Origin of the sequence: Rhodococcus sp. Ni2 (genome assembly GCF_021352185.1) — a bacterium.
Classification (GTDB): Bacteria; Actinomycetota; Actinomycetes; order Mycobacteriales; family Mycobacteriaceae; genus Rhodococcus_F; species Rhodococcus_F qingshengii.
In genome coordinates this window covers 40,448-54,160 of sequence record NZ_WOXZ01000003.1, presented here as the reverse complement: position 1 = coordinate 54,160, position 13,713 = coordinate 40,448, and the positions used below count along the sequence as shown (strand labels likewise).

Sequence of the window (13,713 nt, the reverse complement as noted above, 5' to 3'; positions counted from 1 at the left end):
GGAAAATGGGACTTCAGATGTCGACGGTGACGTCGCCGACGGGAGCACTGACGCACAGCTGGATCTTCTTGTCCGGCTCGTCGTCTGTCTCACCGGTGCGCACGTTTCGGGTACGGCCCGCCTTCTTGACGGAGGTGCAGGAGAAGCAGATTCCCATCCGGCATCCGTACTCGGGATTGAGGCCCGCAGCTTCTGCTTGTTCGAGAAGTGTTTCGCCGGAGTTCTCGGCCGCCACCCCACTTTTGGTGAATGACACCTCGCCGCCGGCCTCCCCCGGCTCGGCCACCGCCGGCGCGAACTCCTCGGTGTTGAGCAAGTGCTCGACGTCGACCTCACGGAACACCTCACGCACTCCCCGCATCAGTCCGGGAGGTCCGCAGAGATAAGCCTGAGCGTCGATCGTGTCCGGATCGGCGATCCAAGGAGCCACCGCGTCGAGGTGCCCGCGATCGAAGAAACCTTCGAGGTCACCTCCACCGCTTTCGGTGTACACGAGTACCAGTTTCACGTTCGGGTTCTGCTCGGCGATGGTCTTCAGCGCGCGCGTGTACGCCACGTCGGCATCGGTGTTCGCGTAATGCACGAACACGATCTCGCCCGAGTGCTGCTCCTCCACCAGCGTCCGAAGCATCGACATGACCGGGGTGATTCCACTGCCGCCACTGATCAACAACACCCGACGCGGGCGGTCGACGGGAAGGGAGAACACCCCGTCTGCCTGCGAGAGGCTGACAACGAGCCCGGGCGCTGCGTTGGCGTACAGATACTGCGACACCAAGCCACCCGGATGCGCTTTGACGGTGAGCTCGATCAGCCCGCTGCGCGTAGACGCGCCCCCGGCCGGCGAGTAGCAGCGAGTGTGACGAACACCGTCGATCACCACGCCCAACTGCACGAACTGGCCCGCCTGAAAACCGCGCCACTGGCGAGTCGGGCGCAGCGTGAGAGTGACGGAGTCAGCCGTCGGATGGTCGACGGCGACAACCTGCGCGCGGATGTCACGAACGGTCGCCATCGGGTTGACCAACTCGAGGTACCGATCGATCTGATGTGGAGCGGCCATGGCTTCGATCAGTCCCACCAAGGACAGCCCGCGCCGAGGTGTGGACTTCGGTGTCGTGTTCTCAGGAGCAGATGCGATTGTCATGACCCTCCTCGTACTTCGATTGCCGGGTGTATCGATTGCTGGGCTAGCTTCCCCCGACTGCGTGAATTCAGTGTACAAATGTTCACCGAAGATAGTGTGACAGGTGCACACAAGTACATGTCAACAAGAATGTGATCCGAGTTACACGAGTTGCCGAAAGGAGCCGGAATGCCTGTACCTACACTCGACGTCGTGACGAAGGCCGGACCGGTGAACCCAGAGCGCAGGGAACCCGACAACAGGGAGCCGGAAAGTCGTGCCGCAAAGAAGGAACGCACACGCCAAGCACTCCTGGACACTGCCATGGACCTCTCGGCCGATCGCGGCTTCGCCGGAATCAGCCTGCGAGAGGTAGCCAGGGAAGCCGGGATCGTTCCGACGGCGTTCTACCGCCACTTCGCTTCACTGGAGGACGTCGGTGTCGCCCTCGTCGAAGAGAGCATGCGCATGTTGCGCCAGATGCTGCGCGACGCAAGGCGTAATCCCAGCACCAAGGACGCCGCTACGTCACTGGGCATCCTTGTGCGACAAGTGCATACACACGAGCGACAGTTTCGCTTCCTCTGCCGCGAACGCTACAGCGGCGTCAGTGAGGTACGACGTGCGATAGCCACCGAAATGCGGTTGTTCGTCAGCGAACTGACCATCGACCTCTCCAGAATTGCCGGACTGGAAAGCTGGTCGACGGACGATCTGGAAATGGCTGCCGACCTGATCGTCTCGACGATGTTCAGCGCTGTCGTCGAACTGCTGGACGCCGGGACGGCCGGGTATCGCGACGAAGCCGCCGTCATCACACGAGCCGAGAAGCAACTGCGAGTCATCATGCTCGGAATGGCCACCTGGAATCCACCTCGAAACTGACCTCGGGTTCACCTTTTCGACGTACGGTGAGAGTCATGTCTTCCACGAGTACATACGAAATCCCCGTTGGCGACCTCACCTTCGACGTACTGATCTCGGGCCCGGACGACGGCATTCCGCTGGTAGCGCTGCACGGCTTCCCGGAGAGCGCCGCATCCTGGGGCAAGGTCACACCACTGCTCACCGCAGCGGGCTACCGCGTTATCGCACCGAATCAGCGCGGTTACTCCGCCGGCGCACGCCCCGAAGGGGTGGATGCCTACAAGATCGAGCACCTGGTAGCCGACGTCGTCGGATTGCTCGACGCACTCGGCCTGTCCGACGCGCATCTGGTCGGCCACGACTGGGGTTCGGCGGTCGCCTGGCAGGTCGCCGGTCGCCATCCGAACCGGATCCGCAGTCTGACCGCGATCTCGGTCCCCCACCCCACCGCCTTCGGCTGGGCACTCCGCGAGGACGAGGACCAAAAACAACGCTCGTCGTACATCGGACTTCTCCGACAGGAGGGCAAAGCCGAGGAAGTGTTGTCGGAGGACAACTTTCGCCGGCTGCGCGCCATGTTCGACGGCCAGATCGATCCTGAATTCGCCGACGAGCACATTCGTGTCCTGAGCGGGGAGGGCGCGCTGACCGGCGCCTTGAACTGGTACCGCGCGATGACCCGCGACTTCGGCGACATCGATCGCACCACCGTGCCGACCACGTATGTCTGGAGCACCGGCGACACAGCGCTCGGCCGCGCAGGCGCAGAACGCTGTGGTGAATTCGTGGACGCTCCCTACGAGTTCGTCGTGCTCGACGGCGGAAGTCACTGGATTCCGGAAGAGCGAGCCGAAGAGTTGGCCGAGGCGATCCTCGCACGTGCAGGATCCTGATCGCCGCGACGAATTCGGCTCTATGTATGTTGTCATACATAGAGCCGAATTGATTCCATCACCAGGAGTTCTGCGATGACCGAGACCGTTGCACCACCCCATCCTTTCGACGCTGCTGTCGGATTGACGCCACTCACCGCCGGCTTGTCGACCGGCGAGACCAATCCGGCGTACAACAACATGGTCGGGCCGTTCGGCGGCGTCACCGCTGCCACGTTGCTCGAATCTGTACTGAAGCACCCCGAACGCCTCGGCGATCCGCTGTCGTTGACCGTCAACTTTGCCGGTCCGATCACCGAGGGCGCCTTCGAGATCTCCGCCCGGCCGGTGCGCACCAACCGCTCGACGCAACACTGGTCCATCGAACTTTCTCAGGACGGAACCGTCGCCACTACCGCGACGGCAGTGTTCGGTACCAGGCGTGAAACCTGGTCGTCTACCGAGATCACGATGCCGGAAGTTCCGTCGGCCGAAGACGTTACGCTGCTGCCGTTCCCCGAGTTCATCGCCTGGGCACAGAACTACGAGATGCGCTTTGTCGAGGGTGCGATCCCCGACCTGGAGTCGGGCGAGCATCCCGACTCGACAACGACGCTCTGGGTGCGCGATCAACCGGCACGCGCTCTCGACTTCACGTCGCTGACCGCACTGTGCGATGTCTTCTTCCCACGAGTTTTCTTGCGCCGAGGCAAGATGGCTCCGGCTGGGACGGTCTCGATGACCATCTACTTCCACGCCGACGCTCAGACGCTGACCGAACAGGCAGACAATTCCGTGCTGGGAACCGCGCGGACCCAACGGTTCGGCAACGGGTACTTCGATCAGTCGGCCGAAATTTGGGGCAGTGACGGCGCATTGCTCGCTACGACACACCAGTTGGTCTACTTCAAGGATTGACGGGAAGCGCACTGTCCCCTTCCGGCGCCTTCACCATCGACAATGCGGCAAGGCCGACGCCGAGAACCACCAGCAGTCCGATGATGCCGGCACGGTCTGCACCGAAGAGCCATGCGAACAGGCCGAACAGTGTCGGTGCCAAAAACGACACTGCTCGGCCTGTGGTCGCATACAGGCCGAACATCTGACCTTCACGACCAGGCGGGGTGATGCGCGCCAGGAAGGTTCGTGCCGAAGACTGAGCGGGCCCGACGAAGAGGCAGAGCGCGAGACCGAAGATCCAGAACATCACCGGCCCTGACACCGCGATCAGGATCGCGCCGACCACGATCATCGACGCCAGCGAGACGGTGATGACCTGTTTCGGTCCGATCCGATCGTCGAAGCGTCCGGCCACCAATGCACCGATTGCGGAAATCACGTTGGCCGCGACACCGAACAGTAGGACGTCGGCAGCGCTGATTCCGTAGACGTTGACAGCCAGCACGGCCCCGAAGGTGAACACGCCCGCCAGACCGTCACGAAAGAGTGCGCTCGCGATCAGGTACCAGATCGTGCGCCTGTCGACGTTCCAGAGTTCGCGCAGATCGCGCCACAACACCCGATAGGAGTCGAGGAACCCGGCCTTGGACGCTCCCGGATCGACCGCGGGGCTGGGCAACTCGGGAACCTTGAAGAACACCGGAATCGCGAAGACCGCGAACCACACTGCAGCCAGCAGTGCCACCATCCGGATGTTCATGCCGCCGTCGGTGGTCAATCCGAGGAATCCCCGAGTGTCGCCGTCGCCGACGATGAACCCGAAGTAGCACAGCAACAGCAGCACGATTCCGCCGAAATATCCCATGGCCCAGCCGAAGCCGGAGACTCTACCCAGATTCTCCGGTGTCGACACCTGCCGCATCATGGCGTTGTAGGGAACGCCGGCAAGCTCGAAGATCACCGAACCGATTGCGAGCAGAACCAATCCGAGCCACAGATAGCGGTAGTTGTCCTCGACGAAGTAGAGGCCCGCCATCGAGAGCACGGTGATGCCGGTCAGTATCGCGAGCGAGAGTTTACGTTTACCCGACGCATCGAAACGTTGTCCGGTGATCGGAGCGAGAATCGCAATGAAGAAGCCGGCGATTCCGAGTGCCCAGCTGAGCCACGTAGTTGCCGAAATCGTGCCGGGAAGGTCGTCACCGACCGCGTCGGTGAGATAGACCGAGAAGACGAACGTGAGGATCACTGCGTTGAATGCGGCCGATCCCCAATCCCACAGCCCCCATGCGAACACTTGACTCTTCGTGGCCGCACCGCCGATGCCTGCGGGTGGCTCGGCCTGCGTGCTCGTGGACTCGGCGCTCATACGGCGAAGCCTAACTGCGCGCGGGCGACTCGGCGCCTCTCTCCGAAGTCGACATACAAGACGTTCTATGCACCCGAGTTAGTACGCACTTAGTTGCATACGCACCTGAGTGCATAGATACTTTTTCCATGGCACTCGAACATGCGTTGCTCGTCTCCCTTTCCGAACAGGATGCGTCGGGATACGACCTCACACGCCGGTTCGACAAGTCGATCGGCTTCTTCCACAGCGCGACGCACCAGCAGATCTACCGAGTCCTCAAGCGAATGGACGAGGCAGGCTGGGTGGAGGTGGAGGCCATCGCGCAGGACGGCCGACCGGACAAGAAAATGTACCGCGTCAGCGATGCCGGCCGCGCCGAACTGACCCGATGGATCGCAGAGCCGTCCGAACCGAACCACCTGCGCAACGAGTTGGCCATCAAGATCAGGGCCGCTGCGCACGCCGATCTCCCCGCTCTACGACGCGAAGTCGCTCGCCACCGCGACGGCCACGCCGCCCGCCTCGACGTCTACCGACTCATCGAAAAGCGTGACTTCCCCAATCCAGCAGCGCTTTCCGGCTCTTCACTGCACCAGTACCTCGTACTTCGCGGCGGCATCCGCGTCGAAGAAGGATTCACCGACTGGTGCCAGGAAGTTCTGGACGCACTGCCCACTGGCGAGTACGCCACCGAAGACACCGGCGAGTACGCCACCGAAGACACTGGCGAGCCCGCCACCGAAGACACTGGCGAGTACGCCACGGAAGGACATCTTCAGTCATGACGGATACACAGTTCCCCCGCCTGCTCGAACCGCTCGACCTCGGATTCACGACGCTGAAGAACCGCGTCGTCATGGGATCGATCCACACCGGCCTCGAAGATCGCGCGAAGGACACCGACCGCTTGGCCGAGTACTTCGCCGAACGTGCCCGTGGCGGAGTCGGCTTGATCATCACCGGCGGCTACGCGCCCAACCGCACCGGTTGGCTCTTACCCTTCGGTGCCAAGCTGACCAACCGCATCGAAGCGCGCCGTCACCGCCGGATCACCAAGGCGGTTCACGAAGCGGGTGGAAAGATCGCCATGCAGATCCTGCACGCCGGCCGCTACAGCTACCAGCCGTTCAGTGTCTCCGCGTCGTCGATCAAGGCGCCCATCAATCCGTTCCGTCCGCGCAAGCTGACCGGCCGTGGGGTGCGTTGGCAGATCCGCAACTACGTTCGCTGCGCGCGTCTGGCCAAGTCCGCGGGTTACGACGGCGTCGAAATCATGGGCGGTGAGGGCTACTTCATCAACCAGTTCCTCTGCGAGCGCACGAACAAGCGCACCGACCAGTGGGGCGGCAGTTCCGAGAACCGTCGACGCATGGCAGTCGAAATCGTGCGACGCACACGCAAGGCCGTCGGCCCGAACTTCATCATCGTGTTCCGGTTGTCGATGGCAGACCTGGTCGAGGGCGGTCAGACCTGGGATGAAATCGTCTCGTTGGCAAAGGAAGTCGAAGCTGCCGGCGCCACGATCATCAACACCGACATCGGATGGCACGAGTCACGGGTGCCCACCATCGTCACCTCGGTTCCCCGAGCAGCCTTCGTGGACATCACGAGCAAGCTCGAGAAGCACGTCGGCATTCCGGTAGCCGCCTCGAATCGGATCAACATGCCCGAGACTGCCGAAGAGATCCTCAACCGCGGTGACGCGCAGTTGATTTCGATGGCCAGGCCGATGCTCGCCGATCCCGACTGGGTGAACAAGGCAGAACGCGGAGCGTCCGACGAGATCAACACGTGCATTGCCTGCAACCAAGCCTGCCTCGACCACGCCTTCGTTCACAAGCAGGTCTCCTGCCTGCTCAATCCGCGCGCGGGCCGTGAGACCACGCTGATCCTCTCCCCCACTCGGCGGACCAAGAATCTCGCCGTCGTCGGCGCCGGTCCTGCCGGACTTTCCGCAGCACTCAATCTTGCTCAGCGTGGTCATTCGGTCACGTTGTTCGAGGCCTCGGACAAGATCGGCGGGCAATTCGGGATCGCACAGCTCATTCCGGGTAAGGAAGAGTTCGCCGAGACCATTCGCTACTACACCCGCATGCTGGACGTGGCCGGAGTGACGGTCAAGCTCGAAACCCGCGTCGCACCGGCAGATCTCATCGGCTCCTTCGACGAAGTCGTGGTTGCCACCGGCGTGACGCCGCGGGTTCCCAAGATCCCCGGCATCGAGAACCCGAAGGTGCTGACCTACGCCGAGGTCGTCCGAGAGGGCAAGCCCGTCGGCAAGTCCGTCGCCGTCATCGGTGCCGGCGGCATCGGCGTCGACGTGAGCGAATTCCTCACGCACCCCACTTCCCCCACTCTTCATCTCAAGGAGTGGAAGCAGGAATGGGGCGTCACCGAGCCCGAAATGGCCCCGGGCGCTCTCACCACTCCGGTACCAGAGCTCTCCGAGCGGGAGGTCTATCTCCTCCAACGCAAGCCAGGACGCATCGGCGCCGGCCTCGCGAAGACCACCGGCTGGGTCCACCGGGCGGCCCTCAAGAACAAGGGCGTCCACGAGCTCTCGGGCGTCAACTACGAGCGCATCGACGACGCCGGCCTGCATATCACCTTCGGTGAGAAGCACGAGAAGCCCCGACTTCTCGAGGTCGACACCATCGTCATCTGCGCCGGGCAGGAGTCGGTTCGCGATCTCGTGGACGAACTGACCGTCGCGGGTGTGGTGACCCACATCATCGGCGGCGCGGATGTCGCTGGCGAACTCGACGCCAAGCGTGCCATCGAACAGGGCACACGACTGGCCGCGAAGATCTGACCGGCTACGCTGACTGATCGTGAGCCTGCCGACACCCACAACCACAGCCCGCGCCGTAGTGACCGGCGCCTCCTCCGGCATCGGAGAGGCACTGGCCGCTGATCTGGCATCACGCGGACACTCCCTGATCCTCGTTGCCCGTCGTGGCGAGGTCATGGAGGCCCTCGCCGAGAAGCTTCGCGCCGCGCACGGCGTCGAGGTGGAGGTCCGTGCATCGGACCTCTCCGACAGCGCGGCGCGTGCCGTTCTGGTCGAGGAACTCGGTGGCCGCGACATCAGCATCCTGTGCAACAACGCCGGTATCGCCACCTTCGGGCCGATCGCCGAGCTGGACCCGGCCTACGAGCGCGACCAGGTCGAGCTCAACGCCGTTGCAGTGCACGATCTCACGCTGGCCGTGCTGCCCGGCATGCTCGCGCGCAAGTCCGGAGCCATCCTGATGGTCGGGTCCGCGGCCGGCAACATGCCGATCCCCAACAACGCGACGTACGCAGCCACCAAGGCGTTCGTGAACACCTTCGCGGAATCGTTGCGAGGTGAACTCAAGGGCACCGGAGTGAACGTCACCCTGCTCGCGCCAGGCCCCGTACGCACCGAAACCCCGGACCCGGCCGAAGCATCGATCGTCGACAAGCTCGTCCCGGACTTCTTCTGGATCTCGAGCGAGTACACCGCCAAGGTCTCGCTCGACGGCCTGGCCGAGAACAAGATGCGCGTCGTACCGGGCATCTTGAGCAAGGCGATGTCCGTCGCGGGCGGTTACAGCCCGCGTGCCGTCGTTGCGCCGATCGTGGGCACGTTCTACAAGAAGCTCGGCGGCTGATTCACTCAAACTTCTCAGAGCAGGCCATAGCAGACCGTATAGTCGGTTAATGGCGATGCGAAGAACACTGACAGTCGGGGCAATCCTTCTTTTGACCGGAGGGTTGCCCTTACTGCTGCCCACGGCAGCGAATGCATGTTCGTGCGCATCATCGGCTACCCCGGAAGAAGCCGTGAGCGTCTCCAGCACCGTTTTCCTCGGGACTCCGACGGAGAAAACTTCGGACGGGTTCGAGGACACCTACTTGTTCGACGTCAGCCGGGTCTACAAAGGCGATCTGGCATCGGTGACGTCGGTGGGGACACTCGCGAACGGGAACGGTTGTGGCACAAGCTACGTGCTCGGCACCGAGCAGCTGATGTTCGTTTCTGCGCCGTACGACGTCGACGCCGAGCACGAGGGGCACAGCTGCGGGCCGGCTACCGAAACCGGGTTCGACATCCAAGCGGCGGTCGAGTCCGTGTACGGCGCCGGTTACGCCCCGAGTGCCGGCGGAACTCCGTCCGTTGGTGTGTCCGCCGACCGATCGACGGTCATCGGCGGAGGCGCCGCGGTGGCATTGCTCGCGGTGCTCGGTTGGTTCGGATGGAGGCGGCGACGGGCACAGTGAGTCCACGGGCACAGTGCCGAGGCCGTCAGAGCCGCGTCAACCTCGTTCGGCGGCGCGTCAAGTAAGCGTCAAGATCCGCCCCACCGGTGATCTTCGGGAGTAGATCTGAAAGTAGCCCGCAACACGGCGGGTCACCTTCAGGAGATCGACGTGACGCTACTCGAAATCTTCCCCTCCCTACGCGGCGCAATGACACCGCGTATGGATCCTGCGTTGTGGCCCATCAGTACTCGCCACGACCACAGCGGGCGTGTCTGCATCGGCGACGTCTCCCTCGAAGAGATCGCGGACCAGTACGGCACACCGACGTACGTCGTCGACGAGGCGGACGTGCGGCACCGCTGCCGCACGTATCGAGAGATCTTCCCTGACTCGGAGATCGTGTACGCCGGCAAGGCACTGATGATTCGAGCGATGGCTACCTGGGTCTCCGACGAGGGACTCGGGGTGGATGTCTGTTCCGCCGGTGAACTCGCCGTCGCGCTTGCCGCGGGCGTGGACCCCCATCGAATCATCCTGCACGGCAATGCCAAATCGGTTTCCGAACTGAGGGCGGCGGTCAACGCGGGTGTCGGCCGGATCGTCCTCGACTCCCCCAGCGAAGCGGTACGGCTCGCGTCGGTGTGCACCCACCGACAGAAGGTGTTGGTCAGAGTCACACCCGGCATCGACATACACGGACACAAGGCAGTGTCCACGGGCATCGTGGACCAAAAGTTCGGCCTACCAGCGTTTTCCGAAGAACTGGAACATACGGTATCCGTCGTCGCCAACGCGACGCACCTGCAGCTCATCGGCCTGCATTGCCATCTCGGCTCCCAGATCACCGATCCCGAACTCTTCCGCCCCGCGATCGAGACGATGATCGCACAGATGGACGACATACGACGCACGCATCGAATCATCCTCACCGAACTCGATCTCGGCGGTGGCCATGGGATCGCCTACGTGCCGGGAGATGCCCAATTGGATCTGACCCGCCTCGCTCACGTCATCGACGAAACTCTCGACGACGCGTGCACCCGAAACCGCTTCCCTCGCCCCGAAATCGTGCTCGAGCCTGGCCGAGCGATCGCTGCGCGGGCCGGAGTCACGCTCTATCGCGTACAGAACATCAAGTCGATCAGCGGGGGACGAACCTTCGTCTCCGTCGACGGCGGGATGAGCGACAACCCTCGGGTGTCGTTGTACGACAGCCACTACGACGCGGAACTGGTGAACCGGCATTCGCGCGCACCGCTCCAGGAAGTAACCGTCGCCGGGCGACACTGCGAATCGGGCGACGAAATTGCCGTCGGAGCAAGGCTTCCCGCCGACCTACATGAAGGTGACCTGTTGGCAGTGCCGTGTACGGGCGCATACCACCACAGCATGGCCTCCACCTACAACAGCGTCGGCCGGCCGCCGGTCGTCGCCGTGCTGGGCGGGATTGCGCGGCCGTTGATCAGGCGCGAATCGATCAACGACCTGCTGGCCCGCGAGGTCGGCATCTGACCTCGCGGGCGCCTGAGCCTCAGCGCCTGCGGCGACTACCGGTGCCGAAGATGTTTCGCGAAATCTCGCGTCCCGCAGCCGAAGCCGCCGAGCGCAGGAAACTCTTGACAGCCGAGTTGCCCAAGATCTGCTCGGCGATGTTGGGGCCCTCCGGCTCGGCCGGCGGCGGTGGCGGCAGATCGGGCAGCGACGGAAGATCCAGGGACTGATCCGCCGTCGGAGCACCGGCCACCTTGGCCGTCAGCTTCTCGTACGCCGACTCGCGGTCGATGGTCTGGCCGTACTTCTGATTCAGCGGACTCGACGACGCGGCCGCCTTGATCGCGTCGTTGCCGATGGTGTCCATCAGCGATCTCGGAGGACGAATCTTGGTCCAGGCCACCGGCGTCGGCGCACCCTTTTCCGAGAGTACGGTCACGATGGCTTCACCGATGCCGAGTGAAGTCAGTGCCTTTTCCAGGTCGTAGTGCTCGGTTTTCGGGTACGTGCGGACGGTCTTGTTGAGGGCTTTCTGATCGTCGGGCGTGAAGGCACGCAGGGCGTGCTGAACCCGCGCACCCAACTGTGACAGCACCGAATTCGGAATGTCGGTCGGAAGTTGTGTGCAGAAGAACACGCCGACGCCCTTGGAACGAATGAGCTTGACCGTCTGTTCCACCTGCTGCAGGAAGGCCTTCGACGCGTCCGCGAACAGAAGGTGCGCCTCGTCGAAGATGAACACGAGCTTCGGCTTGTCCAGATCTCCCTCTTCGGGCAGCGTCTGGAACAGGTCCGCGAGCACCCACATCAGGAAGGTGGAGAACATTGCCGGGCGCGCCGCCTGGGCACCGAGTTCGAACAGCGTGATCACACCGGCACCGCCGACGACACGCAGCAGATCCTCGGTTTCGAGTTCCGGTTCACCGAAGAAGGTGTCACCGCCGTCGGCTTCGAGGTTGACCAACGCGCGCAGAATCACTCCCGCCGTCGCGGAGGAAACTCCGCCGATACCCTTCAGATCGGCCTTGCCCTCAGCGCTCGTCAGGTGCGCGATGACCGAACGCAGATCCTTGAGGTCCAGCAGGGCGAGGCCCTGAGTGTCGGCCCAGTGGAAGATCAGCCCTAGAGTCGACTCCTGGGTCTCGTTGAGGCCCAACACTTTACTGAGCAGGATCGGCCCGAAACTGGTGATGGTCGCGCGCACCGGGATACCGATTCCGTCGGTACCCAACGACAAGAACTCGACCGGCATCCCAGCGGGAGTCCACGAATCGTCGCCCGTCTCGACTGCGCGAGACTTCATCTTCTCGCTCGGATCCCCCGCCTTCGACAGACCCGAGAGATCGCCCTTGACGTCGGCCATCACAACCGGCACACCCGCGGCGGACAGCTGCTCGGCGATACCCTGCAACGTCTTGGTCTTGCCGGTACCCGTCGCACCGGCGATCAGACCGTGACGGTTGATCGTCGCCAACGGAATCCGCACCCGCGCGGTGGGATCTGCCACACCGTCGATCACCACCGAGCCGAGCTCGAGTGCCCGCCCCTCGGATGAATAGCCCGCCGCGATTTCAGCGGCAGCACCCGAGGGCGCCTGAGCAGCGGGGGTGGCTCCGGCCGATGCTTCGGCCTCAGCGGCAGCCGCTTCCTTCTCGGCTTCCTCAGCTGCTGCAGCGGCTTCAGCTGCAATCCGAGCGGCTTCGGCAGCGGCAGCCTTGGCAGCTTTCGCCTTCTCCGCCGGCGTCAGCGGCGCTGCTCCGTCCTTCGGATCCACGGTCATCGAAAAGCCCTCCTCGTTGCAATGCGGCGAAGTTCTTGTCATCACTCGAACGCCGTCTTACACACGTCGAGTTTCCACCGCAGACCTTATCCCGCGCCCGCGCGCACTACTGTGTTCCTGGTGCAGGACAAATTGGTATGGATCGATTGTGAAATGACCGGGCTGCGACTCGAGTCGGACAAACTCATCGAGATTGCGGCTCTGGTGACCGACAGCGACTTGAACATCTTGGGCGAAGGTGTGGACATCGTCATCCACGCCGACGACGACGCGTTGGCTGCAATGCCCGACGTCGTGAAGAAGATGCACGCAAAGTCGGGACTGACCGAAGAGGTTCGTAAGTCGACGGTCACCCTCGCCGAGGCGGAGAAAGAGGTGCTCGCGTACATCCGCAAGCACGTTCCCGTCGCCGGTACGGCTCCCTTGGCGGGTAATTCAATCGCCACCGACCGCGGATTCATCTCGCGGGACATGACGGCGCTGGACACATACCTGCACTACCGGATGATCGACGTCAGCTCCATCAAAGAACTCTCCCGCCGCTGGTACCCGCGAATCTACTTCGGCCAGCCCGAAAAAGGTCTCGCCCACCGGGCACTCGCCGACATCAAGGAATCCATCCGCGAACTCAAGTACTACCGCGGCACTGCATTCGTCGCGGCGCCCGGACCGTCGAGCGCGGAGATTGCAGCCGTCGTAGAGGGCTTGGGTCCCGCCTGACCTGCCGATTGGCTTCCTGACCGACTTTCGCGCTAGTATCTCTTTCGTCAAAGCAGCCGGGTCAAACCGGTGGCCGAGGCAATGGTGGGCGTAGTTCAGTTGGTAGAGCACCAGGTTGTGATCCTGGCTGTCGCGGGTTCGAGTCCCGTCGCTCACCCAAGCGGAACCCCCGAAGATGTCGAAAGACATTTTCGGGGGTTCTTTTGGTTTGTGCGCCAGCCCCAATCTCCCCTTCCACCGCCGGGTGGGGTGGCGACCGCGACGAATCGCGCGCTCCCGAGCAACCCGTGCCCGGGCCGAGCGAACGTACCTCTGGTCGCTTCAGATAGACCGAAAGCCACTTTCGCTCACATCGGGGTGGCCGGAACGCCGCAAATCA

General features: G+C 63.2%; 11 protein-coding genes, 1 tRNA gene and 1 pseudogene. 10 read left to right on the top strand and 3 right to left on the bottom strand.

The annotated features are described in order from the left end of the window. Positions 1–13: 13 nt before the first annotated feature. The gene (locus GN300_RS26715) at positions 14–1,147 is read right to left on the bottom strand and encodes a ferredoxin reductase (protein ID WP_050656813.1); all 1,134 of its coding nucleotides are present in this window, start codon (positions 1,145–1,147) and stop codon (positions 14–16) included. A 168-nt stretch (positions 1,148–1,315) separates the two neighbouring features. Here GN300_RS26715 and GN300_RS26710 point away from each other — a divergent pair, with 168 nt between their 5' ends. From GN300_RS26710 to GN300_RS26700, 3 genes are all read left to right on the top strand, one after another. Beyond that, positions 1,316–2,011, top strand: coding sequence for a TetR family transcriptional regulator (locus tag GN300_RS26710; RefSeq protein WP_082845763.1), 696 nt, complete (start codon positions 1,316–1,318; stop codon positions 2,009–2,011). A 35-nt stretch (positions 2,012–2,046) separates the two neighbouring features. Continuing rightward, positions 2,047–2,886: an alpha/beta fold hydrolase gene (locus tag GN300_RS26705; RefSeq protein ID WP_003945355.1), complete on the top strand. Its 840-nt coding sequence runs from the start codon at positions 2,047–2,049 to the stop codon at positions 2,884–2,886. Between the two features lie 75 nt (positions 2,887–2,961). After that, positions 2,962–3,783 (top strand): acyl-CoA thioesterase II, encoded by an 822-nt coding sequence (locus tag GN300_RS26700; RefSeq protein WP_007733332.1) that lies wholly within the window; start codon positions 2,962–2,964, stop codon positions 3,781–3,783. Here GN300_RS26700 and GN300_RS26695 read toward each other — a convergent pair. Further along, complete coding sequence (locus tag GN300_RS26695; protein ID WP_007733331.1) at positions 3,773–5,134, bottom strand: MFS transporter; 1,362 nt, start codon at positions 5,132–5,134, stop codon at positions 3,773–3,775. The genes GN300_RS26700 and GN300_RS26695 overlap by 11 nt on opposite strands. 128 nt (positions 5,135–5,262) lie before the next feature. Here GN300_RS26695 and GN300_RS26690 point away from each other — a divergent pair. The 5 genes and pseudogenes from GN300_RS26690 to lysA all read left to right on the top strand — a co-directional run. Continuing rightward, positions 5,263–5,787 (top strand): annotated as a pseudogene (locus GN300_RS26690) (PadR family transcriptional regulator); the annotation flags it as partial. Positions 5,788–5,897: 110 nt separating this feature from the next. Then, positions 5,898–7,928 carry an NADPH-dependent 2,4-dienoyl-CoA reductase gene (locus tag GN300_RS26685; protein WP_063316249.1) on the top strand — a complete coding sequence of 677 codons (2,031 nt, stop codon included), beginning with the start codon at positions 5,898–5,900 and terminating at the stop codon, positions 7,926–7,928. A 19-nt stretch (positions 7,929–7,947) separates the two neighbouring features. Then, positions 7,948–8,751 carry a mycolate reductase gene (cmrA, locus tag GN300_RS26680; protein WP_007733327.1) on the top strand — a complete coding sequence of 268 codons (804 nt, stop codon included), beginning with the start codon at positions 7,948–7,950 and terminating at the stop codon, positions 8,749–8,751. Between the two features lie 172 nt (positions 8,752–8,923). After that, the gene (locus GN300_RS26675; protein ID WP_063316250.1) at positions 8,924–9,361 is read left to right on the top strand and encodes a hypothetical protein; all 438 of its coding nucleotides are present in this window, start codon (positions 8,924–8,926) and stop codon (positions 9,359–9,361) included. Between the two features lie 150 nt (positions 9,362–9,511). Continuing rightward, positions 9,512–10,855, top strand: coding sequence for a diaminopimelate decarboxylase (gene lysA / locus GN300_RS26670; protein ID WP_063316251.1), 1,344 nt, complete (start codon positions 9,512–9,514; stop codon positions 10,853–10,855). 19 nt (positions 10,856–10,874) lie between these two features. Here lysA and GN300_RS26665 read toward each other — a convergent pair whose 3' ends face one another. Continuing rightward, a complete protein-coding gene (locus GN300_RS26665; RefSeq protein WP_050656807.1) occupies positions 10,875–12,614 on the bottom strand; it encodes a helicase HerA-like domain-containing protein in 1,740 nt (579 codons plus the stop codon). A gap of 120 nt (positions 12,615–12,734) precedes the next feature. On the opposite strand from GN300_RS26665, the gene orn reads away from it, so the two are divergent. Together orn and GN300_RS26655 are read left to right on the top strand one after the other, a co-directional pair. Further along, entirely contained in the window at positions 12,735–13,334 is a 600-nt protein-coding gene (gene orn, locus GN300_RS26660) for an oligoribonuclease (protein ID WP_024487359.1), read from the top strand. An 84-nt stretch (positions 13,335–13,418) separates the two neighbouring features. Further along, positions 13,419–13,491, top strand: a tRNA-His gene (locus tag GN300_RS26655). The last annotated feature ends 222 nt before the right edge of the window (positions 13,492–13,713 follow it).

Coding starts and splice junctions, on each gene's coding strand:
- GN300_RS26700 (WP_007733332.1), top strand. CDS start 2,962: ATGACCGAGACCGTTGCACCACCCCATCCTTTCGACGCTGCTGTCGGA.
- GN300_RS26705 (WP_003945355.1), top strand. CDS start 2,047: ATGTCTTCCACGAGTACATACGAAATCCCCGTTGGCGACCTCACCTTC.
- GN300_RS26715 (WP_050656813.1), bottom strand. CDS start 1,147: ATGACAATCGCATCTGCTCCTGAGAACACGACACCGAAGTCCACACCT.
- GN300_RS26665 (WP_050656807.1), bottom strand. CDS start 12,614: ATGACCGTGGATCCGAAGGACGGAGCAGCGCCGCTGACGCCGGCGGAG.
- GN300_RS26710 (WP_082845763.1), top strand. CDS start 1,316: ATGCCTGTACCTACACTCGACGTCGTGACGAAGGCCGGACCGGTGAAC.
- GN300_RS26685 (WP_063316249.1), top strand. CDS start 5,898: ATGACGGATACACAGTTCCCCCGCCTGCTCGAACCGCTCGACCTCGGA.
- GN300_RS26695 (WP_007733331.1), bottom strand. CDS start 5,134: ATGAGCGCCGAGTCCACGAGCACGCAGGCCGAGCCACCCGCAGGCATC.